A 24,948-nucleotide genomic window follows, 5' to 3' on the forward strand; every position below is an offset into this window, starting at 1 on the left:
ACGGACTCGACCGGGTCGAGCGCGGGACGCGTCGCGTCACCGAAGGGGTCGTTACCACGCCAGCCGACAGTCCACAGACCGAAGGTGAACCTGTCGTCAGGGGTGGGCGTGAAGCGTTCCGTCATCGTCTGGCCGCCTTCGGTGCTGTCGGGGTCCATGACCCGGCGAGGTGGCCGGACCCTATTTGTTTACTGGCATGACTAATTATGCACCGGCCGCACGCGGCACGTAACCTCCCGTCGACGGGATTCTGTGAACGATCACTGTTCCCGGCGCGACCGATCGCGTAATTTGTTTTTTGTACGATCAAATAACCGTGGCGGCGTTCCCGCGGCCACACCACGGCGACGGCCGCCCCGCATCCGTCTCCCCGCAGCACAGGAATCAGGAATGAGGTCACCCATGCCGCCGCGTACCGTCGTCATCGGTGTGGACAGCTCCACCCAGTCCACCAAAGCCGCCTTCGTCGACGCCGGGACCGGCCGCCTGCTGGCCGTCGGCCGGGCACCGCATGTCGTCACCGGTGAGGCAGGGGCCCGCGAGAGCGATCCCGAGGTGTGGTGGCAGGCACTGCGCGACGCCGTCGCCACCGGGCTGAAGGAGTCCGGCGTCGCCGCCTCCGACGTGACCGGCATCGCGGTCGCCGGACAGCAGCACGGACTGGTCGTCCTCGACCGTGCCGGACGCTCGCTGCGCCCCGCGATGCTGTGGAACGACACCCGGTCCGCTCCCCAGGCAGCCGCCCTCACCGAGGCGCTGGGCGGGCCCGACGCCTGGACCGCGCGGACCGGGACGGTGCCGGTGGCCTCCCTCACCTCGACGAAGTGGCAGTGGCTGCGGGAGAACGAACCGGAGACCGTCGCCGCGACCGCGGCCGTGCGCCTCCCCCACGACTTCCTGACCGAACGCCTCGCGGGCGCCGCGGTCACCGACCCCGGTGACGCCTCGGGCACCGGCTGGTACTCCACGGCCACCGGCACCTACGACCCCGAACTCCTCGCACTCCTCGGCCTGGACGCCGCGTTGCTGCCCGAGGTGGCCGAGACCGGAGCGGCCCGCGTCGGCTCGCTGACCGCCGAGGCGGCCGAGGCGCTCGGGCTGCCCGCCGGGATCGCCGTGGCCGCGGGCACCGGGGACAACATGAGCGCCGCCGTCGGCCTCGGGCTGGGCGGCGCCGGGCTGCTGGACCACCCCGTACTCAGCCTCGGCACCTCGGGAACGGTCTTCGCCGCCTCCCGGACCCGGCCGGCTTCGAAGGCGTTCTCCGGCTTCGCCGGAGCGGACGGCACCTACCTCCCGCTGGCCTGCACCCTCAACTGCACGCTCGCGGTGGACAAGGTCGCCTCGCTCCTCGGCCTGGACCGCAACGACGCCGTTCCCGGTGGCGAGGCGGTACTCCTCCCCTACCTCGACGGCGAACGCACCCCCGATCTGCCGGGCGCCTCCGGACTGCTCACCGGTCTGCGGCACGACACCACCCCGCAGCAACTGCTGGGCGCCGCCTATGAGGGCGCGGTCTTCACCGTGCTGCGCGCCCTGGACGAACTCCTGCTGGCCTGCGGCCTCGACCCGGCCGATCCCGAGGTGGCCGCCCGGCCGCTGCGCCTGATCGGCGGGGGCGCCCAGGGGCGCGTCTGGGTGGAGACCGTGCGGCGGCTGTCCGGTCGGCCGGTGATCGTGCCCGCCAGCGGCGAACTGGTGGCCCTGGGCGCGGCCGCACTCGCAGCCGCCGCGGCCACCGGCGCGGACCCCGTCGCCATCGCCGCCGGATGGAACACCGGCGAGGACACCCAACTGCCTGCCGTCCAGCGGGACTCGGCGACATGGGAACGGATCGGCTCGACACTGGACCGGGCCGCGGGCCCGTTGCTGGGCGGGGCCTGACGCTCCCTGCGCCCCTGCGCACACACCCCGGCGCAGGGGCGGGCCGCGCGCCCTTCGGCGGGCGCGGCCCGACACCACCAGCACCCCGCGCGCACCCCCCGCGCAGGGGGCGTGCGTGGAGAGGCCGACCCGCACGCCCCGCAAGAATCGCTGATCGGTTGTCACTTTCCTTCGGCCGCTTCGGCCTACGCCGTCCCCGGCCGCCCCGGACCGGTTTGGGGAAGCGAACCGGTCTTCACTAGTATCCGCCGATGATCATAAGAAGAAGGCTGACGGTCGGGGTGGGCGTCCTGCTCGCCACTCTGACCGCCGGGCTCGGTTCGGCGCTCCCCGCCTCGGCCGATGAAACCCCCACCAAAGCCTCCCCCAAGGTCGAGCTGGTGCTCGACGTCAGTGGCTCCATGCGGACCCGGGACATCGACGGCCAGTCCCGTATGGCCGCGGCGAAGCAGGCGTTCAACGAGGTCCTGGACGCGGTGCCCGAGCAGGTGGAACTGGGCATCCGGACGCTCGGCGCCGACTACCCGGGCGATGACCGGAAGGTCGGCTGCAAGGACACCAAGCAGCTCTACCCGGTCGGGCCGCTGGACCGCACGGAGGCGAAGACCGCCGTCGCCACCCTGGCTCCCACCGGCTGGACCCCGATCGGCCCGGCCCTGCTGGGCGCCGCCGACGATCTGGAGGGCGGCGACGCCACCCGCAGGATCGTGCTGATCAGCGACGGCGAGGACACCTGCGGCCCGCTCGACCCGTGCGAGGTGGCCCGTGACATCGCGGCCCGCGGCATCCACCTCGTCATCGACACCCTGGGCCTGGTGCCGAACGCCAAGATCCGCGAGCAGCTGACCTGCATCGCCGAGGCCACCGGCGGCACGTACACGGCCGTCCAGCACGCCGACGAACTCTCCGGGCGCGTCAAGCAGTTGGTGGACCGGGCCGCCGAACCCGTCGTCACACCGGTGGCGACCGAGGGCGCGGACACCTGCGCCAAGGCTCCGCAGCTCAAGGCGGGCCTGTACACCGACCGGGAGAAGTTCGGCGAGCACCGCTGGTACCGGGTGGACGTGCTGCCCGGTCAGGAACTGCGCGCATCGGTCAGCGTCTCCGCGGACCGGGCCGTGAACAACGACTACGGCGTGCTGCTGCGCGCGATCACCGTGCACGGCCGGGAAATCGTCCGGGGTTCGGAATCGGGCACCGGCCGCACCGACGCGATCAGCGCCGGTCTGCGCTACCCGAAGCCCGAGCAGGACGACACGGACAGCGGCGACAAGCCCGCCGCCGAAACGGTGTGCCTCCAGGTCAGCAACTCCTTCTCGGCCCCCGCGTCGGTGAAGACCGCGCCGGGCATGCCGGTCGAACTGACCGTGGATCTGGTGGACGGCCCGGACAACGCGGCCGATGTCGCCGCGTTCGGACTCGGCCGCGGCTGGTGGCTGCTGGGCGTGCTGGTGCTCACCGGACTCGTCGCGGGTCTGCTCACCGGCTGGATCTCGCGCTGGCGCGTCGCCGTCTGGAGGACCAACTGATGATGCATACGACACGTGTACTCGCGGGGGCGCTGCTGTCCGGCCTCGCCCTGCTGACCTCGGCCGGCGCCGCCGCGGCCGACGACCCGTCGCCGAGCCCGAGCGCCTCGGACAGCGGGTCCGGACCCACCGAGGCCGGCACGACCTTCCGTACGGCCACGGCGATCCAGCAGAACCAGCGCGCCACCGCCGGGGCGTCCACGGGTGACTACCTGTACTGGGTGTTCCCCGCCGACGCGGGCCAGCGGGCCACCGTCAAGGCGAAGATCACCCTGCCGGAGAGCGCCACCCGGCACGGCGCTTCGACCTGGCAGGTCGATGTGTACGACGGGCTGCGGCGCCGCCAGGCCTGCATGTACGGCCGCCAGACCGGGAAGGCGGCGGCCGACGCGTCGGCGGTCGAGCTGACCTGCGTGCTGCGGACCGTCCGCGCCTGGTCCGAGCCGTGGGCCAATGATCCGCTGCCGGGCAGCTACTACCTGCGCCTCACGGTCGTCGACCTGCCGTCGGCGGACCTGGGTCTCCCGGTGCAGACCGAGGTCGAGGTCACGGCGGCCGACAAGGGCGGTGCCGGGGACGTCGACGGAACGCTCGCCGAGCCGCTGGTGCCCGGTGCGTCCATCGAGCAGGCGTCGGACACCTCGGCCACGACCGGCGACGACGCGTCGACCGAGGTCGCGCTCGGCACCGAGCCGGAGGACGGCTGGGCGTCGGGCTGGTGGACCGATCGCTGGCTGTGGACGGTCGGCGGCGGGGTTCTCGGGGCGCTCGCGGCCGTGTTCGGCTACTCCCTCACCCGCGGCAGTGGCCGCCCGTCCAGGGTTCCGCCGGGCGTCTGACCCGCACGGCGCGGGGCAGGGAGCGGATCGGGAGCGCGCGGTACGCGCCCCGGTCCGCACCGCTGAACCGCCACCGCTGGACGGGCTCGGACCCGAGCCCGTCCGGTGGTCGGCCCGCCCACCGCGTCGACCGTCCGAGCACGTGTACGATCCGTGCCCGGCGGCCCGCTACTCTCGACAACTCACTTACCGCACAAGGCCGATGGCGTTTCGCCACCGTGCGGTACTGCTGAGATTCCAGGTCGCTGCGCACCACATCGGGTGCGCCACAAGGGAGCGGAGACCTTCATGTCCACGGAGACCGGCCCGGCCGTCGATGCCGAGCCGCGAGGCCACACGATCGTTCCGGGCCCGAAAGGGCTGCCGTTCCTCGGGAACCTGCCGCAGTTCGGTAAGAATCCCCTCGCCTTCTTCGAGCGGCTGCGCGGCCACGGCGACATGGTCGGCTGGCGATTCGGCCCCCACTCATGCGTGTACCTTGCCGATCCGGAGTGCATCGGCGAACTGCTCACCGAGACGGAGCGCACGTTCGACCAGCCCGCACTCGGTATCGCGTTCCGCACCGTGATGGGAAACGGTGTGGTGGTCGCCCGCGGTGCGGACTGGCGGCGCAAGCGGTCGCTGGTCCAGCCTTCCGTACGCCCCAAGCAGGTGCGGTCGTACGCGGCGACGATGGCGGGCAGCGCCGTGGAACTGGCGGACACCTGGTCCGACGGTGAACGCGTCGACGTGAAGCGGGAGATGGCGGCGCTGACACAGCGGATCGCGGTCCGTACGATCTTCGGCGTGGACACCCCGGCCGACGCCGATGCGATGGGCCGGGCGATGGATGTGGCGCAGCAGGAGATCGGCAAGGAATTCGCCGGTCTCGGCGCGCTGCTGCCGGACTGGGTGCCGACACCGGGCCGCGCCAGGATCAGGAAGGCCGCCGCGGTCATCGACGCCGAGGTCGGCCGCGTCGTGGCCCGTCACCGCGACGGGGAGGACGACCGCCCGGATCTGCTGAGCCGGCTGCTCACCGCGGTCGACGAGACGGGGGCGCGGCTCACGGACAAGGAAATCCGTGACGAGACGGTCACGCTGTACATCGGTGGGCACGAGACGACCAGCTCCACTCTCGTGTGGGCCTGGTACCTGCTGTCCCGCACCCCTCAGGCGCGCGCCGCGCTCGCCGAGGAGCTGGAGCGGGTGCTGGGCGACCGGGAGCCGGAGTTCGACGACTACGCCCGGCTGACGTACACCCAGTCGGTGGTCAAGGAGACTCTGCGCCTCTATCCGACGATCTGGCTGGTCACCGGCGTCGCGAAGGAGGGCGCGCGGATCGGCGGTGTGCCGATGCCCGAGGGCACCAGGGTGTGGACCAGCCAGTGGGCGACGCACCGCGACGAGCGGTGGTTCCGCGATGCGGAGGAGTTCCGGCCCGAGCGCTGGGATCCGGAGGAGGGCGACGACATCGCGGAGTACGCCTGGTTCCCGTTCGGCGGCGGTCCCCGGGTCTGCCTGGGCACACGGTTCGCGATGGTCGAGGCGGTGCTCGTCCTGGCCGTGCTGGCGCGCAGGTTCGAGCTGGAGGTGGATCCGGTCACCGTCAATCCCGTACCGTCGCTGACGCTCCAGCCGGACCGCGAGGTGATGGCAACGGTCCGGGCACGGTAGCGGCATCCTCACCCTCCGTGTCCGCGGACGCCCTCCGCGGGCGCGGGTACACCGCGCGGGCGCGGACGCACGGCATGGCGCGCCCCGGTGGGACCGCACAGACGACGCGATGCGATATATCCGATGTGTCGCGAGGATCACGGCATACCGGTCACACTGACGAGTGCCGGCCGCCGCACCGGCCGCCAGTCCGTCCGGCCGCATCCGGGGACTGTGGAACCACCGGGAGGAACCTCATGCGTCTCTGCTCCGCTCTCGTCTCCGCCCTCACCCTCGCAGCCGCACTGGCACCGACCGCCGCCACCGCTTCGGCCGGAGTGCCGTCCGCCGAGGCCGCCGTCCTCCCGGGAATCTGCCCGGAGAAGAGCCTAGATGTGCGTGCCGCACCCGGCGGGCAGCGGAACGTGGCCCGGATCAGCGTCACCAACCACGGCGACCGGGCCTGCGTCGTGGACCGCGTCCCGACCATCACCTTCCGGGGCCTGGACGGCTCCGCCGAGCCCGTGCCCCCGGCTGTGAGCGGGCCCTACGTCCTCTCGGGGGGCGAGCGGGCGTACGCCGCCGTTCGCACGGCGGACCCGGCGGCGACCGAAGGACACGTCGTCGACAGCCTGTCCGTATCGGCCGATCCCTCCCACCGGGGCGTCACGTTCCGCGCCGCCGCTGTGGGCATGCCGGAAGGGGTTCATGTGTGGGTGCCGGTCACCACGCTGTGGCAGGAGTCGCGCGCCGCGGCGGACAGCGCCCTGGCCGACGCACTGGGCTGACGGGAGGGCGGGAGGTCGCCCACCCCCGGGAACGCACGGACGGCAGGCCGTGTCGTGATGCCGTGCTCCGAGATGCCGAAGACCCGGGATGCCGAAGACCCGGGGCGGTGCGGCTCGCCCCGGGATCGCACCGCCTCTCGCCCCGGGGTCGCGCCCTCTCTCTTTCGTCAGCGGCTCACAGCGCGGCGAAGGCTTCTTCCACCGCTTCGCAGGTGGCGTCGAGGTCGTCGTCGGTGACCGTGGCGGCGACGAACCAGCACGCCATCCCGTAGGCGTTGGTGTGCACTCCGCGCCTGAGGAGTTCATGGCGGAAGGCGTTGTAGCGGGCCTGGTCGGTCGCGAGCAGGTCGCGGTACTGACGGGTCGGCGCGCCGTCGGCGGTGAACACGGCCTGGAACATGGCGCCGACGCCTTGCACCGAGCAGGGCACGCGCCGGTCGTGCGCGGCCCGCCGGATGGACTCCATGAGCCGTCGGCCGCTCTCATCGATGCGCTTGGTGACATCCGGCTGGTTCAGCTGCCGCAACGTGACCAGCGCGGCCGTGGCACACAGCGGCGAGGCGTTGTAGGTTCCGCCGTGCTTGACCTGCCCCTGCGCCAGGGGTTCCATCACGTGTCGCTGCCCCGCGAACGCGGCGATGGGCACACCGCCGCCCAGCGCCTTGGAGAAGACGGCGAGGTCCGGCACGACCCCGAACATCGCCTGGGCGCCTCCGGGGCCGGTGCGGAATCCGGTGCAGACCTCGTCGAAGACGAGCACGATGCCCTGTGCCGTGCATTCCTCCCGCAGCAGATTCAGGTAACCCGGCTCCGGCATGGTGCAGGCGTTGTTGGCGACGATCGGTTCGCAGATGACCGCCGCGAATTCGCCACGGTGAGCGGCCAGGGCGGTGCGGAGTGCCGCGGGGTCGTTCCACGGGCAGACGACCACGTCGTCGACGACCCCCGCCGGGATCCCGGGGGAATGGGGTACAGAACGCGGAGTGGCGTAGGAGCCGGCCTCGGCGGCGGTGGGACGGTTGGAGATGGCCAGGGTGTCGGACCACCCGTGATAGTGGCCCTCGAACTTGAGGATCTTCGAGCGGCCGGTGTACCCGCGGGCGGCGCGCACGGCTCCCTGCACCGCTTCGCTGCCCGAGTTGGCGAACCTGACGAGCTCCGCACAGGGCACCATGTCGCATATCAGCTCGGCGAGTTCGACCTCGGGGGTGTTGCAGGTGCCGAACATCGTGCCGGTGCTCAGGACGGTGCTGAGCGCCTCGGTGAGCTGCGGATGGGCGTGGCCCAGGATCGCGCTGCCGTAGGAGATGAGGTAGTCGAGGTACTCGTTGCCGTCGACATCCCGAATGCGCGCACCGGACCCACTGGCCATGTAGAGCGGATAGGGGTGCGGGCCGGTCGAGGTCAGCCGGGAGGAGGAACTGATACCGCCGGCCAGCGATGCCTGTGCCCGGTCGAACCAGGCCCGGCTGCTGTCGGTCCCGCCCAACGCCTTTATACGGCCATTCATCTGCGGCTCCTGTTTGGGTGTGGGGTGCTCGGGCACGCTCGGAGAGCCCTTCGTACGCGGGGGCTTCCCTGAGGAGAGGACAGGTGGGACGTGGCTGGGAGAACGGCGGTCGTCACTGGAGCGGGAAGCGGCATCGGGCAGGCGTGCGCACTGGGGTTGCTGGCGGACGGCTGGTCGGTGGTCCTGGTGGGCCGGCGCAAGAAGCCCCTGGAGGAGACGGTGGCGCTCACCCCCTCCACCAGTCGTGTCCGTGCCGTCCCGTTTCCCGCGGACATCACCGATCCCGCGGCCGTCGACGAACTGTTCGGGTACGTCGTGGACCGGTTCGGCCGGTTGGACATGCTGTTCAACAACGCCGCCGACACCATGCCGTACACCTCGACCGAGGACGTGCGCGTCGAGGACTGGCACCGTGTGATGGACTCCATCGCCACCGGAACCTTCCTGTGTTCCCGCGCCGCCTTCCGGGTCATGAAGCAGCAGACACCGCGCGGGGGACGCATCATCAACAACGGAGCGCCTTCCGCTCAGACACCCCGGCCGGACTCGATCGCCTTCACCGCGGCCAAGCACGCCGTGGCCGGGATGACGCGCTCCCTGTCCCTGGACGGCCGCCGCTACGACATCTCCTGCGGCCAGATCGACATCGGCAATGTCACCCCGCAGGACCGTCCTCAGCCGTCGGTCCTGCAAGCCGACGGGTCACGGCGGGTCGAACCCACCATGGACGTGGGGCACGTCGTCGACATGGTGCGGACCATGGCCGGCCTTCCTCTCGGAGTCAACATCCAGTCGGTCCTCGTCATGCCCAGCGCCATGCCGTACGTGGGCCGGGGATAGCCCGGCGACGTACGCCTCGAACCAGTTGCCGGGCACCAGCTGCCCGGTCCGGGCCCAGGCGAGCATGCGGTGCAGCCCGTCCAGATGGATGAGCCCCTCGCGGACCGCCAAGGACTCGTAGTCACGCCCCGGAACGGGCCGTGTGCTCAGAAACAGGGGGAGGTGCGCAGCGGTGTTCTGACGGACGAGTTTGAACGCGCACAACGGATTGGAACGCGCATACGAGGTGCCCAACATCGTGAGCCGGTCCGCCGCCGCGGCCACGGTCAGCCCGGCTCCGGGGACGAGCTCCACCTCTCCGTCCTCGCCGAGGTGCCAGGGGAGCACCACGCGCAGCACCTCCGGCCCCTCCAGGAGGACGTGGTGCCATCGGCCGCGCAACTCCAGCTGGGCCTTGCGGATGTGTCCCTCGGCCTCGTCATTGGAGTTGGCCTGATCAGAGGCGACAAAGGGGTGCTCACGGGCGAAACGGCGCATGACCGTCTCGAACGGGACCGCTCCCAGAATTCTCATCGGCTGCGCCTCTCCGCCTCTTCGAACTCGCTGAAATGCCGCTCGGCGAACAACTCCGGCCGTCCCGCGTCCAGACCGCGCGACCGGGCCGCCGCCAGCACATGGCGCCAGTACGGCTTGGCCGGAGGCCACAGGGTGCCCGTGCGGCAGTAGGAGCCATCGATCATGTACCGCGGGCCCGCGCTCACGCCTGATGCGGGTGCGGCCCGGCGCGTGTGGAAGAGAGCGGAGTGGAGCACGACGGTGGACCCGGGCGGCAGGTCGTCGATGGCCACTTCGCCCGGCAGCACGTCCGAGCCCGCATCGCTGCGGGCGTTCTTCTCCGCGACCTCCCGGTGCGAGCCCGGCAGCACCGCCAGGCCGCCCTGGTCGGACCGGAGCCCGCAGATGTAGTGCAACGCGTGGACCATCGTGAATCGACGGTCACGCTGGGGACGCTGCTCGTAGTCGTGATGCCAGCTCTTGCCTGCTCCCCCGGCCGGTCGACGGTCGCTGTGCATATGGTGGAAGACGAAGGCCCCGCCCAGCAGACCGGGATGGCCGAGCAGGTCCATCAGCGGCGGATACACGGCGAGTTCACCGTGCGCCTCCAGGTCCAGCTCGGTCACCTGCGGAGGCGGAGCGTCGAGACTCCGACAGGCGTCGATCGACCTCTGGCGCCACCCCGCGTCCACCCACTTGTCCACCTCCGGCACGAGACGGCCGACGAGGCCGGCCGGCAGGAATCCGGGCAGAACGAGGTAGCCGTACTCGGCGAAATTCTCTACATGAACCTCGGTGGCACGGGTGCCTCTCACGTGGTGGACCCCCCGGTTCACTCAGCTGTTGCCCTACGGACGCCACAATGCTCGGCATTTCTGTCCCACACCGGTATGTGCCATACCCAATGCGCAAAGAATGGCCAGAAGCGCACGTTCAGGGCGGCGGGGCCCCGGCGCCGCACACGACGAGGTGTTTCGACGCGGCGCGAAGCACCGGCGGCGCGCCGGGCACGGGGGCCGCCCCGCACAGCTGCGGGCGCCCGCCGTGCCTCTCCCCACGCGGTGGCCTCACTCCACCCGTACCGTCCCCGCCCCCTCGCCCGCCGCCCCGGTCTCTTCCAGGACCACGCGGTACGGGAGGTCCGTGCCCTCGGCCGTGACCTGTACGGCGGCTCCGTCCCGTACGAGGTGGTAGGTCGCCGCGGGCGCACCCGTCGGGTCGGGCACCGTGACCCGTGTGTCGGTGACCGTGTCCGCCGGGCCGAAGGCCCGCAGGGTGAGTCCGTCCGGCCAGTCGCCGTCCGGGCGCCGGTCGTCGGCGCCCCAGGGCAGCACCGCGCCGGGGCGGACCAGGACCGGCAGGCTGTCGAAGCCATGGGTCTCGTGGCGCCAGGCGGGGCCGGTGACCGTCTCACCGGTCAGCAGGGACGTCCAGGTCCCCTCGGGGACGTAGTACTCGACCCGGCCGTCCTCCGTGAAGACCGGGGCGACCAGCAGGTCGGGGCCGAGCATGTACTGGCGGTCCAGCATCCGGGTGGTCGGGTCGTCCGGGAATTCCAGCAGCATGGGGCGCATCACCGGGATCCCGGTCCGGTGCGCCTCCACCGCCGCCCCGTACAGGTAGGGCATCAGCCGGTGCTTGAGCCGGGTGAACTTCCGGGCGACGTCGACCGCCTCCTCGCCGAAGGCCCACGGCACGCGGTAGGAGACGTTGCCGTGCAGCCGGCTGTGCGAGGACATCAGGCCGAAGGCGAGCCAGCGCTTGAAGACGGCCGGGTCGGGGGTGCCTTCGAAGCCCCCGATGTCATGGCTCCAGAACCCGAAGCCGGACAGGCTCAGCGACAGGCCGCCGCGCAGGGACTCGGCCATCGCGGTGAACGAGGCGAAGCAGTCACCGCCCCAGTGGACGGGGAACTGCTGGCCGCCCGCGGTGGCCGAGCGGGCGAAGACCACTGCCTGGCCGTGTCCGCGCTCCTTCTCCAGGAGTTCGAAGACCGTGCGGTTGTAGATCTGCGCGTAGTAGTTGTGCATGCGTTCCGGGTCCGAACCGTCGTGCCACACCACATCGGTGGGAACGCGCTCGCCGAAGTCCGTCTTGAACGAGTCGACGCCCTGGTCCAGCAGGACCCGCAGTTTGCTGGTGTACCAGTCGCGGGCGGCAGGGTTGGTGAAGTCGACGAGCGCCATGCCGGGCTGCCACAGGTCCCACTGCCAGATGTCGCCGTTCGCCCGCTTCACCAGATAGCCGTGTTCGGCTCCCTCCGCGAACAGCGAGGACTTCTGGGCGATGTACGGATTGATCCACATGCTGATCCGCAGGCCGCGGTCCTTGAGCCTGGCCAGCATGCCTTCGGGATCGGGGAAGACATCCGGATCCCACTCGAAGTCGGACCACTGGTATTCGCGCATCCAGAAGCAGTCGAAGTGGAACACGCTGAGCGGGATGTCGCGTTCGGCCATTCCGTCGACGAACGAGGTGACCGTGTCCTCGTCGTACGAGGTGCAGAAGGACGTGGTCAGCCAGAGGCCGAAGGACCACGCGGGCGGCAGTGCGGGGCGGCCGGTCAGTGCGGTGTACCGGGCGAGGACGTCCTTGGGCGTCGGGCCGGCGACCACGTAGTACTCCAACGTCTGGTCCTCGACGCTGAACTGCACCTGGCCCACCGATTCGGAACCGATCTCGAAGGAGACCTTGCCCGGGTGGTTGACGAAGACGCCGTAGCCGCGCGAGGAGAGGTAGAACGGAATGTTCTTGTACGCCTGCTCGCTGCTGGTGCCGCCGTCGGCCTGCCAGATCTCGACGGTCTGGCCGTTCTTCACGTACGGGGTGAAGCGCTCGCCGAGTCCGTAGACGTTCTCCCCGACGTCCAGGGCGAGTTGGGCGATCATGTGGTGCGTGCCGTCCGGGGCGGTGGCGAACGCGGTGCCCTTGGTGTCGACGCCGGTGAGACGGCGGCCCTCGGCGTCGAGGAACGTCATGCCCCACGGCCCCTCGCCGTCGACGCGCAACGTCAGCGGACCGCTGGTCAGTTCGGTGACACTGCCCTCGCTGCGGGTGTGCGCGCCGGCTGCGGCGGGGTCGAGTCCGGGGAGATCGAAGTCCGGTCCGTGCTTGGCCTTTCCGGCGTGGTGCGTGGCGCGGACGCCGATGATTCCCTCGGCCGGGGAGAAGCATTCGAGGGTGATCAGCGGGGTGTTGAGGGTGTCGCCCCGTTGGGCTACGTGCTTGACCGCCGCATGTGCGGTGAATCGGTCGGGGCGTACGCGCAGATCGCGGATCTCGGTGGCGTAACTGGCGCGGACGCCCTCACGCATGAGCCAGAAGCCGTCGGTGAACTTCATGAGTGCTCCTTGCGGTGGGCAACTGGACGGTGCGGGGCGGTGATGCGTCGGGCCGGTGCGGTCATTCCGCCACTCCGGTGAAGGAGAGACGGGCAAGGCGCACGGCTCCGTGCAGGGTGACGCGTACGTCATGGACGCCGAAGGCGCTCAGCGCGGACGTGTGGGTGCGGTAGTCGTACGGTCCGGCGGTGGCGGGAATCGCGGTGGTGACCGTGCGGCCGTCGACCGTGATGTCCACGGCCCCTTCTCCGGCCGCGGACACGGCGACGGCACGTGTGCCGCCTCCGAAGTCGCATGCCCGGAAGAGGAGTTCGTTCTCACCGGCGGCGGGATCCACTGCGGCGGGAGCATCCGGGGCAGGAGCGTCCGGGGCAGGAGCGTCCGATTCGGGTTCGACCGTGGCGGGATCCACGGCGGCAGGAGCAGCGGTGGCGGGTTCGGCCGCGGACGGCGCGACCGCGTCGCCGTGTGTCCGGGTGCGGTCGACGATCTCGGTGCCGAACTGCTCGTCGTAGTCGGCCGCTTCCAGGCCGCGCTGCAGGACCGGTCGGGGGCCGAGCGGTTCACCGTCGACGGTGACGGCGGCGACGAGACGGATGTCCGTGCTGGAGGCGCCCGCCTGGATCTCGTACGTGCCGGGCTCGACGGTCCACCGGCCGTGTGCCACGTCCCAGTGGCCGAGCTCGGAGACCGGCACCATGAACTCGACGCGCTGCGCGGCGCCCGGGGCGAGGTGCAGCCGGCGGTGGGCGACCAGTTGACGCAGGGGGCGCACGACGGACGGTGCCACGGCCCGTGCGTAGAGCTGGGCGACCTCGTCGGCGGCGACGGCACCGGTGTTGGTGGCGGTCAGCCCGACGCGCAGCAGGTCGCCGTCGCGCTCGGCCGTGAGGCCGGTGTGGGTGAAGTCGGAGTACGACAGTCCGTGGCCGAACGGGAAGAGCGGCGTGCCCTGGTAGTAGAGGTACGTCTGGCGGGAGCCGATGATGTCGTAGTCCAGCAGCCCGGGCAGTTCCGCGTCACCCGTGTACCAGGTCTGCGGGAGCCGGCCGGCCGGGGAGACGTCGCCGGCCAGGACGCGGGCGAGTGCGGTGCCGGCGGCCTGGCCCCCGTGCGCGGTCCACAGGAGGGCCGGGAGCGCGCTCGCGGCGTCGGTGAGGGCGTACGGGTAGGGGGAGGTGACCGCCAGTACGGTGCGCGCGTTCGCCGCGTGGGCGGCCCGCCAGAGGCGCTCCTGCTGGGCCGGCAGGTCCAGGGTGGTGCGGTCCTCGGTCTCGCGGCCGTTGATGTGCGGGTCGTTGCCGGCCACGACGATCACGACGTCCGCAGCGGCGGCGGCGCGGGCCACGGCGTCCTCGCCGTGCTCGGCCACCTCGATCTCGAAGACGGTCGCCGTACGGGGGGCGTCCGTGTCCGCGGGACCGTCTCCGTCCGCGTCCGCGGAAATTTCTTCGTCCGCGGCGGCAACCTTTACGCCGTCGGCGGCGACAGAGACATACCTGCCCGTGCCGATGTGCAGAAGACGGTGACCACCCGGATGCCCCTCCGCCTCTTCCCACCGGAAGGTCTCCTGGACGCTCCAGCCGCCGGGCTCGTCGGCCGACGCCCGGACATAGCCGTCCTCGGCGACCGACAGGTACCGGCCCTCGGGGGCGCGAAGGGTGATGACGCCGTCGCCCCAGTCGATGAGCGCCAGCTCGGACGGGGTGTCGCCGCAGGTCAGCGGAGGCAGATCGGTGCGGCCTGCGAGCATGGCCGGGTCGAGGGCGCCCTCCGCTCCGCGCGCCCGGTCGTGGCCGTCGTCGGCGGCGGGAACCCGCAGCCAGCCGCTGGCGCATTTGAGGCGGATCCGGTCGACGCCCTCCGCGAAGACGACGTGGTCCGCGCCGAACCGTTCGCGGATCCCGTCGAGCGGAGTGGACCGGTGGATGAGGGTGCCGCTGTACCAGTCGAGCTTGCAGGCGTCGGCGAGCAGTCCGACGACCGCGACCGTCTTGCCCGCCCCGGGGTCGAGCGGCAGGATTCCGTCGTTCTTGAGCAGGACGACGGCCTGCTCTGCGGCCTCCTGGGCGAGCGCCCGGTGCTCGGCGGTGTCGAACAGGGTTCCTTCGCCGCCCGCCGCGACCGCGTACGGGTCGGCGTCCGGGTCGAACTCACCGAGCGAGAAGCGCAGTTCCAGCAGGCGGCGGACGGCCGTGTCGATGTCGTGCTCATCGAGCAGGCCGCGCTCCAGCGCGCGGCGGATCCGGCCGGTCATGACCGAGGAGTCCTGGCCGTGGTCGGTGAAGCTGTCGACTCCGGCCTTGAGCGAGGCCGCGGTGGCCTCCTCGTGGGTGTCGAAGTAGTGCTCGGAGTCGACGAGGTTGGACGGTGCTCCGGCGTCGGAGCAGACCACCAGCGACCGGTCGGTCCAGCTCCTCAACTGCTCGGAAAGCAGCGGCGACACATGGTTGGGCCGCCCGTTGACCAGGTTGTACGCGGGCATGACGCCGGCCACCGCGCCCGCCCGCACGGCGTCCCGGAACGCCCTCAGGTCGTATTCGTGCAGAACCCTCGGGCGGACCGACGAGGAGGTGGTGTCCCGGCGGGTCTCGTTGTTGTGGGCGAGCCAGTGCTTGAGCACCGGGGCGGTGCGCCAGTACAGGGGGTGGTCGCCGCGCAGCCCGCGGGTGTAGGCGACGGCGATGGCGGAGGTGAGTCCGGCGTCCTCGGAGTACCCCTCCTCGCCGCGGCCCCACAGCGGGTGGCGCAGCAGATTCACCGTCGGGGCCCAGACGTTGAGGCCGACCCGGTCGTCCTGGGCCCGCTTGGCGCGGACCTCGTTGCCGACGGCTTCACCGACCCTCCGGACCAGTTCGTCGTTCCAGGTGGCGCCGAGGCCGACCGCCTGGGGGAAGACGGTCGCGGGCCCCATCCAGGCGACGCCGTGCAGAGCCTCCTGACCGGTGCGGAAGGCGCCGAGCCCGAGCCGGTCGACCGGTGGCGCGAACTGGTGCAGCATCGCTGTCCGCTCGTCGAGGGTGAGCCGCTGCAACAGGTCGTCGATGCGCTTGCCGAACGGCAGCTGCGGGTCGCGGAAGGGCTGCGGTTGTTCCGTCACGTGCGGATCCCCTTGGAGAGGTGGGAGGTGTTTCGGTGCAGGGGCCTCGAAGCGGTCCCGGAGGTGTTCCGTTGGTGGTTCAGCCGAGACGCCAAAGATCTTTCGAAGCGCTTCGATGCTCTGTGCCCACCCCTGGAGGTGTCAAGGGCGGGGCGCCGGGGTCATGCGCAACCGTCCTTCGCAGCGCCGGGAAATGACGGGGAAACACGGCGGAGGAATCTCGAAACGGACTCTTGTGCGACAGGTGCCCTTCACTTAACCTCGCTGCAACATCGAAGCGCTTCGACAGAGTTTCGAACGGGCGCCCCTCGCGCTCGAATCCCGGGACGGTGACCAGCGCTGTGCAAGGTTCTGCCACCTCCCCGTTGAACCGCTTCACCTATGGCCGATCGACCTGATCAGCCGGCTACGCCCCACCTCAGACACAGGAACCGAACGGCGGACGTCCGCCGGGTGTCGTCCTGGTGCGCCTCGAAGGGTTGACGCAATGACGCCGAATTCCTCCCCCGCTCCCACCGCCCCGAGTCGGCGGGGCTTCCTGGCTTCGAGCGCTTTCGCAGCGGTCGCCGTGGCCGGTGGCGCACCGCTCCTCGCCGCGTGCGGCGGCGGCTCCGGGTCCGGGTCCGGGAGCAAGGACGGCACGACGACGGGCAAGGCGCTCAAGAAGGTCCTGCCGGACTACATCCCGTCGAACCTGGTCCAGCCCGACGTGGCGAGCGTCAACGGTTCGAGCCCCGGGTTCACCAAGCTGCCCGACCCGCTGGTCACCTCGGTGAAGTCGGCGCCGGGCAAGGGCTCCACGTTCCGGGTCATGACTCCGCTCTGGGGAACCGTCCCGAAGAAGAACAACCCGTACTACGCGGCGGTCAACAAGGCGGTCGGCGCGACGCTGAACTTCGACCCGCAGGACGGCAACACCTATCAGGAGAAGATCGGCGCGGTCCTGGCCGGCTCCGACATCCCGGACGCCATGACCATCCCCGGCTGGAACATGCAGGGGCAGATCCGCAATGCGATCACCGCCAAGTTCGCCGACCTCGGGCCGTACCTGGCCGGCGACGCGATCAAGAAGTACCCGAACCTGGCGAACATCCCGACCGGCGCCTGGCAGTACTCGGTCTTCGGCGGCAAGCTCCGCGGTCTGCCCCAGCCGTCACCGGTCATCGGCAACGCGATCTTCTACCGCAAGGACCTGATCGGTTCCGGCGCCCTGCCGGCCAGCGCGGACGACCTGCTGGCCTTCGGCAAGGAGTACACCGACGCGAAGAACAAGGTCTGGGCCTTCGACGACCTGTGGACCTGTATCCAGTGGATCTACGGGCTGCTGCTCGACGCCCCGCACTACTGGAAGCTGGAGGACGGCAAGCTCGTCCACAAGATCGAGACGCAGGAGTACCGCGAGGCACTCGCGTTCGCCCGCAAGCTCCACGACGGCGGTTACGTCCACCCGGACGCCGAGGCCGGCAAGGACGCCGACTCCAAGATCCGCTTCACCGGCGGACGCGTCCTGATGTACAACGACGGCACCGGCGGCTGGAAGGGCATGGTCACCGAACAGGCCGCCGCCAACCCGAAGTTCGACATGCAGGCGCTGGACTTCTTCAACCACGACGGCGGAACGCCGACTCTGTGGCAGGGCGACCCGGCCGGCATCTTCACCTTCGTCAACAAGAACCTGCCGAAGGAGAAGATCGAGGAGTTCCTCGGCCTCGTCGACTTCGCCGCGGCGCCGTACGGCACCGAGGAGTTCATGCTCACCAACTACGGCGTCAAGGACACCCACTACACGGTCAAGGACGGAGTGCCGGCCTTCACCCCGCAGGGCATCCAGGAGGCCCAGCCCGCCACGTTCCTGTTCCTCGCCCAGCCGCCGCACACCATCGCGTTCCCGGACGAGCCGCAGCTGGTGAAGGACTACGCCGGCTGGATGGCCCGGCAGGCCCCGCACATCAAGAAGCCGCTCTTCTTCGGCATGCAGGTCGTCGAACCGCAGCGGTACGCCTCCCTGTACACGCCCTTCGACGACCTGCAGAAGGACATCCGGCGCGGCCGCAAGAAGGTCAGCGACATCGAGGCCGCCGTGACGACGTGGAAGAAGAGCGGCGGCGACAAGCTGCGCGACTGGTACCAGGACGTTCTCGACAAGAACGGCTCCGGCAACTGACCCGTACGGCGGAAACGGACCGTACGCAGGACAGCGAGGCGGCCGCCGGGCGCAGGGACGCCCGGCGGCCGGGGCGAAGAGCATGACATGGGGAGCACATGGTGAAGCCACAAGCCACGGTCGCGACCGGAACGGACCGTTCGGCCGACCGGGCCACGGACCGGGTCGGCGCCGACGAGAGCGGCAGTGAGGACAGCGACGGCACGCCGCGCAAGGGCCGCCGCGGGAAGAGCGGCAGAAAACGCGCGGTCGCGGGAAGGACCTCACCGGCGGCGAACGGCATCACCTGGCGGCTGCGCCTGCGCCGGGACCGCACGCTGATCCTGATGACGCTGCCCGCCATCGCCCTGCTGCTGATCTTCAACTACATCCCGTTGCTCGGGAACATCGTGGCCTTCCAGGACTACGACGTGTACGACCTGGGCATCACCGGCAGCCCCTTCGTCGGCTTCGACAACTTCACCCGGATCTTCGACGACTACCGCTTCTGGGAAGTCCTCGTCAACACGCTGGTCATCTTCCTCACCCAGCTGCTCCTCTTCTTCCCCATCCCCATCGCCATCGCCCTGCTGCTCAACACGATCATGAGCGCGCGGGTACGGGCCTGGGTGCAGGCCGTCGTCTATCTGCCGCACTTCTTCTCCTGGGTCCTGGTCGTCACCGTGTTCCAGCAGATGTTCGGCGGTGCCGGCCTGGTCGCGCAGTGGCTGCGGGAACACGGTCACGAGGGCTTCGACCTGATGACCAACGCGAGCTTCTTCAAGTTCCTGGTCACCGGCCAGGCCATCTGGAAGGACGCGGGCTGGGGCGTCATCGTCTTCCTCGCCGCGCTCGCCGCCGTCAACACCGATCTGTACGAGGCCGCGGCCGTCGACGGCGCGGGGCGCTGGCGCCGCATGTGGCATGTCACCCTGCCCGCGCTGCGCCCGGTGATCGCACTCCTGCTCGTCCTGCGGGTCGGCAGTGCCCTCAACCTCGACTTCGAGCAGATTCTGCTCCAGCGCGACCAGGTCGGACCGGGCGCCTCGGAAATCCTCGACACCTACATCTGGTGGACGGGCATCAAGACCGGCGACTTCGGCTACGCGGCCGCCGCCGGAATCTTCAAGGGACTGTTCAGCGTCGCCATGGTGCTGGGTGCGAACAAGGTCGCCCACATGCTGGGCGAGCAGGGGGTGTACTCCAAGAAATGACGACTCTCCTGGAAACGGACAAGGACAGGAACCGGACGGAGCGGCCCTCCGCGGAGCCCGAGGAATCACGGCTCCGGCGTGCGCTGCGGACGGAACCCCGGCCGGTGTGGGAGGAGGAGCCCACCAAGGCGGGTCTCGCCTTCAAGGGTTTCGGTCTCGTCGCGATCTGCGCGATCGTGCTCGTGCCGCTCTGGGTGGTGATCGTCACCAGCCTCTCCGACACCAAGACGATCAACGACGCCGGCGGCCTCGTCGTCTGGCCCAAGACCATCACCTTCGTCGCGTACAAGGAACTCCTCAGCGGCGGTGCCGTCACCCGGGCCGCCCTGGTGAGCATCGGCCTGACCGTCGTCGGTACGGCGTTCAGCATGGTGGTCTCGGTGCTCTGCGCCTACGGGCTGAGCCGACGGGACTCCTTCGCGCACGGCAAGCTGCTGATGACGTTGATGGCGACGATGTTCTTCGGCGCCGGACTCATCCCGACCTATCTGCTGGTCACCGGCATCGGCCTGAGCAACAGCTACTGGTCGATGATCCTGCCCAGTGCGATCAGCGTGTTCAACATCCTGGTCCTGCGCGGCTTCTTCATGGACACCGCACCGGAACTCATCGACGCGGCCCGGATCGACGGCGCCGGCGAGTGGCGCATCCTGCTCCAGATCATCATGCCGCTGTCCCGTGCGGTGATCGCCGTCATCTCCCTCTTCTACGCGGTCGGCTACTGGAGTCAGTGGTTCAACGCGATGCTCTACATCCAGGACAGCGAGAAGTACCCGCTGCAGATGATCCTGCGCCAACTGGTCCTCCAGCACCAGGTGCCGCCGGGAGCCATGGGGGCCGCGGTGAGCAGCGGCCAGATCAACAGCCTCTCGGTGCAGATGGCGGTCATGGTGCTGGCGCTGATCCCGGTCGCCGTGCTGTCGCCGTTCGTCCAGAAGCACTTCCAGAAGGGGATGCTCACAGGCGCCGTCAAGGGCTGACCCGTCAGCCCCGGCCCCGCCGATCCGCCCGTGACGTCCTCGCCGGTCCGCGCCCCCTGACGACGCGGGCGCCGCCCCCGTCGGATCGACGACGACAGCCGCCCGTGGGGCCGGACCGGCGAGGTCGTCACGGGCGGCCCCCGCGTCCACGGCCGTGTCTGTCCGGGCACGCACGGCCGCGGCACCCCGTACGAAGATCCGGAACGAGGAACGAGAAACCGATGCCATCCCTGCGCGACGCCGCCCGCGGCCGCATCCTGTTCGGCGGCGACTACAACCCCGAACAGTGGCCCGAGGAGGTGTGGAAGGACGACGTACGGCTGATGAAGGAGGCCGGGGTCAACTCCGTCACTCTCGGGGTGTTCTCCTGGGCGAAGCTCGAACCACGGCCCGGAGCACGTGAGTTCGGCTGGCTCGACCGGATGATGGACCTGATGCACGCCCATGACATCGGCGTCGTACTGGCCACTCCGACCGCGTCCCCGCCCCCCTGGATGGGAGCGCGGCACCCCGAGACCCTGCCGCGCGCCGAGGACGGTTCGGTCGTCTGGTACGGATCGCGACAGCAGTTCTGCGCGAGTTCACCGGTCTACCGGCGGTACGCGGCCGCACTCACCGAGGACCTGGCGGCACGGTACGCGGATCACCCGGCGCTCACGGTGTGGCACATCAACAACGAGTACTGCACGCACTGCTGGTGCGACGAGACGGCTGCCCACTTCCGCCGGTGGCTGGAGAGGCGCTACGGCACGGTCGAGGCGCTCAACGAGGCGTGGGGCACGGCGTTCTGGAGCCAGCGCTACGACACCTGGCCGGAGATCCTGCCGCCCCGCAAGGCGCAGTACATGAGGAACCCCACGCAGATGCTGGACTTCAAGCGGTTCACGTCCGACGCGCTGCTGGAGTGCTACACGGCGGAGCGCGACATCGTCGCCCGGCACAGCCCGGACATCCCCGTGACCACCAACTTCATGCCGTTGTGGTCGGGACAGGACGCCTGGGCGTGGTCGGCCGAGGAGGACATCGTCTCCGTCGACATCTACCCGGATCCGAAGGACCCGCTGGGCGGCCAGTACAACGCGATGCTCGCCGACATGACACGCTCGCAGGCGGCGGGCCCCTGGATGCTGATGGAGCAGGCGGCGGGCCCGGTCAACTGGCGGGGCGTCAACCATCCCAAGCCGGCCGGTCTGAACCGGCTCTGGTCGCTCCAGTCGGTGGCGCGCGGTGCCGACGCCGTCTGCTACTTCCAGTGGCGGCAGTCCCGGCAGGGATCGGAGAAGTTCCACTCCGGCATGCTCACCCACGCGGGCGAGGAGGGCCGCACGTTCCGCGAGGTCAAGCGGCTCGGCGCGGAACTGGCCACCATCGGTGGCGCGGTCAGCGGTACGGACGTGCCCACCGAGGTGGCGATCCTGCACGACTGGGACGCGTGGTGGGCCGGCTCGCAGGAAGGGCGTCCGTCCGGCCTCCTCGACTACACCGAGGTGATCCAGCGCTGGCACCGGGCGCTCTGGGAGAGCGGTGTCGCCACGGCGTTCGCCCGCCCCGAGGGCGACCTGAGCCGCTTCAGAGCGGTGGCCGTACCCCATCTCTATCTGCTCACCGATGCCGCGATCGACAACCTGGTCGGCTACGTCCGAGGCGGTGGGACACTGGTCTGCGGCTTCTTCAGCGGGATCGCCGACGCAGACGACCGGGTCAGGCCGGGTGGCATGGACGCGCGGCTGCGTGAGCTGTTCGGCATTCGTACGCTCCACGAGTGGTGGCCGCTCGACGCGGACACGACGGTGGAATGCGACGGATTTCGCGCCGGACTCTGGTCGGAGGAGCTGGAACCGGAACCGGGCACGGAGGTGGTGTCCGCGTACCGCGACGGTGAGCTGGCCGGCCTCCCCGCGGTGCTGCGCAGGGGCCGTGCCTGGTACGTGTCGACCCTGCCGGAGCCGGCGGCGTTGCGCACCCTGCTCGGCCGGGTGGTCGAGGAGGCCGGCGCACGTCCGGTGCTGGCCGGGCTGCCGAGCGGAGTGGAGGCGGTCCGCCGGGGCGACCTGCTCTTCCTGCTGCATCACGGCCGGTCCACCGTCACCGTGCCCGTCCCCGGTGCACACGTGGACCTGCTGACCGGCAGGACGGTGGACGGCCATGTGGAGCTGGGCCGCTACGGCGTGGCCGTACTGCGCGGCAGCGCCGGGCGATGAGCGCCGGCGTGAGGTCAGCCCCTTCGCACACCACGGGCACGGGGCGCGCGAAGGCGCCCTTCCACGGCACCTGGGAGCCGCGGCCCGCGACCCGCTGGGAGGACGCCTTCCTCAGCGGCAACGGCCGCCACGGCGCCATGGTGTACGGCGATCCGGTGGACGACCGGGTCATCGTCAACCACCACACCCTGGTCCGCCCCAACGGCAGCGAGCACGCCCGTCCCCCGCGTCTCGCCGATCAGCTGGGCCGCCTCCAGGACGCGCTCCTGGCCGGGGACACCACTGCCGCGGAACGGTTCGGGGCGGGCCGTCCCCTGCTGTGGGTGCAGCCCTTCCACCCCGCTTTCCAGACCCGTTTCCGCAGTGCTCCGCAACCGGTCGCGGCATCGGGACCGTCCCCGTACCGGCGCACGGTCGACTTCGCCACGGGCGAGATCGACGCGGTGCACGGTGACTGGCGCAGCCGGACGTTCGTGTCCCGGGCGGACGACGTCATCGTCCAGTACGTCACCCGGCTGGGGATCGCGGCGGATCTGACGCTCGATCCCGTACTGCCCGGCGCCCCGTCGGGCCTGGCGGTCGGCCGGAGCACCGTACTGACCCCGGACGGCGCCCGGTTGGCGCTGCGGGTGGGCTATCCGGGGAGCGAGCTCGCGTACACCGGGGTCACCGCCGCCCGGGTGGACGGCGGCAAGGTATCGGTGGCGGGCGACGGCATCCGCGTCGAAGGGGCGCGCAGCGTGCTGCTTCTGACCCGGGTGCGCCGGCATGCGGGGGACCTGGATCCGGCGCGGGAATGGGCCGCACTGCCGTCCGCCGACTACGCGACGCTACTCTCCCGGCATCAGGCTCTGCACCGCCCCGCCTTCGAACGCGCGGCACTCACCCTGCGTTGCGACCCGGACGAACGTGCCCTGCCGGGAAGCGAGTTGACGCGCAGACCGGGGAGTGCCGCGCTCCTCGAAAGGCTCTTCGCGGCGGGCAGGTACCATCTGCTGTCCTCGTCCGGAGCGCTTCCGCCCCGGCTGACCGGCCTGTGGACCGGCGACTGGGACACTGCCTGGTCCGGCGCGTTCACCACGAACGCCAACCTCAACCTGCAGATCGCCTCCGCCGCACCGGCGGCACTGGACGAGGTGTCCGAGGCCCATGCCGCCCTGGTCTACGGCCAGTTGCCCGACTGGCGCGACAACGCCCGGGAGATATTCGGCGCGCGCGGGGTCGTCGCCCCGTCCCATACGGACGGCGAGTCCGGCCACACCCGTCATTTCCAGCGCGCCTATCCGCTTCATCTGTGGACGGCGGGCGCCGACTGGCTTCTGCAGCCGCTCGTCGAGCACGCCGAGACCACGGGCTCCACCGATCCTCGACTCGTCGACGCGCTCGCCGAAGTCGCCGTCTTCTACGAGGACTTCCTCACCCGCAGCGGCCCCGACGGGTCACTCGCCGTCGTCCCCTCGTACTCGCCGGAGAACCGCCCGGCGAACGCGAGCTGGGGAACGGTCAACGCCACCATGGACATCGCGGCTGCCCGTCACGCGCTGACCACGGCGGCCACGCTCTCCCCCGGCCACCCGTCCGCCGCCCGCCGGCATGCCCTGGCCGAACGGCTGCCGCCCTACCGTGTCAACGAGGACGGCGCACTCGCCGAGTGGGCGTGGCCCGGTCTCCAGGAGACCTACGACCACCGCCACCTCAGCCACCTCTACCCCGTCTGGCCGCTCGACCTGATCAACCCGTACGACACCCCGGATCTGGCCGCCGCCGCACACCGTGCGCTGGAACTGCGCGGCTCGGAGAACGATTCGGCCCACGGCCATCTGCACCATGCGCTGGTCGCGGCACGGCTGCGGGACGGCGAGCGGCTCTCCGCCGCGCTGCACGCCGTACTGGACGGCGACTTCTTCCACGACTCGCTGATGAGCGCGCACTATCCGTCGCGCGATGTGTACAACGCCGACGCGGCCCACGCCCTGCCGGCCGCCGTCATCGAGGCGCTGGTCCAGTCGTCGCCGGACCGGCTGGTCCTGCTGCCCGCGCTGCCTCCGGCCTTCCCGGCGGGTGAACTGCGCGGCATACGGACGAGGTTCGGCGCTCGCGTGGATCTGTCCTGGTCCGGCGACGGTCACGCCACCGCGGTCCTTCGTCCGACCCGCGATGCCCGGATCGACGTGCGTACGGGCGCGGGGCTCGCTGTCGCCGACTCCCGCGACGCCACCGCCTCCACCTCGTCCGCCCCGTGCTCCGCCAAGACTCCCGTCACCGTGCTGGAGCTGACGGCCGGCGTGGACCGTGTGCTCGCTCTGCGACCGCGGTAGCGCGTCCTTCCACCACCGACGGGCAGGGACAACCCATGGCACGACGCGCCCTCAGCAGGTCCGCACCGGCCCCGGCAGCCGCACCGTCCGCCCCCGTCGGCTTCGCCGCCGCACGGGCCGGCCCGTGCGCG

15 protein-coding genes and 2 pseudogenes are annotated in these 24,948 nt (G+C 70.6%); 11 read left to right on the forward strand and 6 right to left on the reverse strand.

Annotated elements, in window-relative coordinates:
- Positions 1-125 (reverse strand): annotated as a pseudogene (locus ACFVUT_RS28170) (xylose isomerase); the annotation flags it as partial.
- Positions 126-402: 277 nt separating this feature from the next.
- On the opposite strand from ACFVUT_RS28170, the gene xylB reads away from it, so the two are divergent.
- The 5 genes from xylB (at position 403) to ACFVUT_RS28195 (ending at position 6,675) form a co-directional block, all read left to right on the forward strand.
- A complete protein-coding gene (xylB, locus tag ACFVUT_RS28175; RefSeq protein ID WP_389653418.1) occupies positions 403-1,884 on the forward strand; it encodes a xylulokinase in 1,482 nt (493 codons plus the stop codon).
- Positions 1,885-2,135: 251 nt separating this feature from the next.
- Positions 2,136-3,413 carry a VWA domain-containing protein gene (locus ACFVUT_RS28180; RefSeq protein ID WP_389653415.1) on the forward strand — a complete coding sequence of 426 codons (1,278 nt, stop codon included), beginning with the start codon at positions 2,136-2,138 and terminating at the stop codon, positions 3,411-3,413.
- Positions 3,413-4,252, forward strand: a complete 840-nt coding sequence (locus ACFVUT_RS28185; RefSeq protein ID WP_389653412.1) for a hypothetical protein — start codon at positions 3,413-3,415, stop codon at positions 4,250-4,252. The genes ACFVUT_RS28180 and ACFVUT_RS28185 overlap by 1 nt, the downstream gene beginning before the upstream one ends.
- Positions 4,253-4,540: 288 nt before the next feature.
- Positions 4,541-5,908 (forward strand): cytochrome P450, encoded by a 1,368-nt coding sequence (locus ACFVUT_RS28190; RefSeq protein WP_389653409.1) that lies wholly within the window; start codon positions 4,541-4,543, stop codon positions 5,906-5,908.
- Between the two features lie 236 nt (positions 5,909-6,144).
- Positions 6,145-6,675 carry a DUF4232 domain-containing protein gene (locus tag ACFVUT_RS28195; protein WP_389653406.1) on the forward strand — a complete coding sequence of 177 codons (531 nt, stop codon included), beginning with the start codon at positions 6,145-6,147 and terminating at the stop codon, positions 6,673-6,675.
- A gap of 175 nt (positions 6,676-6,850) precedes the next feature.
- Here ACFVUT_RS28195 and ACFVUT_RS28200 read toward each other — a convergent pair whose 3' ends face one another.
- On the reverse strand, positions 6,851-8,185 hold the full coding sequence (locus ACFVUT_RS28200) for an aspartate aminotransferase family protein (RefSeq protein ID WP_389653404.1): 1,335 nt from the start codon (positions 8,183-8,185) through the stop codon (positions 6,851-6,853).
- Positions 8,186-8,275: 90 nt separating this feature from the next.
- On the opposite strand from ACFVUT_RS28200, the gene ACFVUT_RS28205 reads away from it, so the two are divergent.
- Positions 8,276-9,025 (forward strand): SDR family oxidoreductase, encoded by a 750-nt coding sequence (locus ACFVUT_RS28205; RefSeq protein ID WP_389653401.1) that lies wholly within the window; start codon positions 8,276-8,278, stop codon positions 9,023-9,025.
- Between the two features lie 36 nt (positions 9,026-9,061).
- Here ACFVUT_RS28205 and ACFVUT_RS28210 read toward each other — a convergent pair.
- The 4 genes and pseudogenes from ACFVUT_RS28210 to ACFVUT_RS28225 form a co-directional block, all read right to left on the reverse strand.
- Positions 9,062-9,538 (reverse strand): annotated as a pseudogene (locus ACFVUT_RS28210) (DUF6309 family protein); the annotation flags it as partial.
- Positions 9,535-10,335, reverse strand: a complete 801-nt coding sequence (locus ACFVUT_RS28215) for a phytanoyl-CoA dioxygenase family protein (RefSeq protein ID WP_389653398.1) — start codon at positions 10,333-10,335, stop codon at positions 9,535-9,537. The gene ACFVUT_RS28215 and the pseudogene ACFVUT_RS28210, both read right to left, overlap by 4 nt.
- A 252-nt stretch (positions 10,336-10,587) precedes the next feature.
- Positions 10,588-12,861: an alpha-xylosidase gene (gene yicI / locus ACFVUT_RS28220; RefSeq protein WP_389653395.1), complete on the reverse strand. Its 2,274-nt coding sequence runs from the start codon at positions 12,859-12,861 to the stop codon at positions 10,588-10,590.
- Between the two features lie 61 nt (positions 12,862-12,922).
- Positions 12,923-15,961 carry a glycoside hydrolase family 3 C-terminal domain-containing protein gene (locus ACFVUT_RS28225; RefSeq protein ID WP_389653393.1) on the reverse strand — a complete coding sequence of 1,013 codons (3,039 nt, stop codon included), beginning with the start codon at positions 15,959-15,961 and terminating at the stop codon, positions 12,923-12,925.
- A 487-nt stretch (positions 15,962-16,448) separates the two neighbouring features.
- On the opposite strand from ACFVUT_RS28225, the gene ACFVUT_RS28230 reads away from it, so the two are divergent.
- The 5 genes from ACFVUT_RS28230 to ACFVUT_RS28250 all read left to right on the forward strand — a co-directional run bounded on the left by ACFVUT_RS28230 (position 16,449) and on the right by ACFVUT_RS28250 (position 24,817).
- Entirely contained in the window at positions 16,449-18,125 is a 1,677-nt protein-coding gene (locus ACFVUT_RS28230) for an extracellular solute-binding protein (RefSeq protein WP_389653390.1), read from the forward strand.
- A gap of 98 nt (positions 18,126-18,223) precedes the next feature.
- A complete protein-coding gene (locus tag ACFVUT_RS28235) occupies positions 18,224-19,318 on the forward strand; it encodes an ABC transporter permease (protein WP_389653387.1) in 1,095 nt (364 codons plus the stop codon).
- The gene (locus ACFVUT_RS28240) at positions 19,315-20,298 is read left to right on the forward strand and encodes a carbohydrate ABC transporter permease (protein WP_389653384.1); all 984 of its coding nucleotides are present in this window, start codon (positions 19,315-19,317) and stop codon (positions 20,296-20,298) included. The genes ACFVUT_RS28235 and ACFVUT_RS28240 overlap by 4 nt, the downstream gene beginning before the upstream one ends.
- Before the next feature lie 221 nt (positions 20,299-20,519).
- A complete protein-coding gene (locus ACFVUT_RS28245; protein WP_389653381.1) occupies positions 20,520-22,499 on the forward strand; it encodes a beta-galactosidase in 1,980 nt (659 codons plus the stop codon).
- 8 nt (positions 22,500-22,507) lie between these two features.
- Entirely contained in the window at positions 22,508-24,817 is a 2,310-nt protein-coding gene (locus ACFVUT_RS28250) for a glycoside hydrolase N-terminal domain-containing protein (protein WP_389653378.1), read from the forward strand.
- The last annotated feature ends 131 nt before the right edge of the window (positions 24,818-24,948 follow it).

This window comes from Streptomyces sp. NPDC058051, assembly GCF_042885475.1.
Classification (GTDB): Bacteria; Actinomycetota; Actinomycetes; order Streptomycetales; family Streptomycetaceae; genus Streptomyces.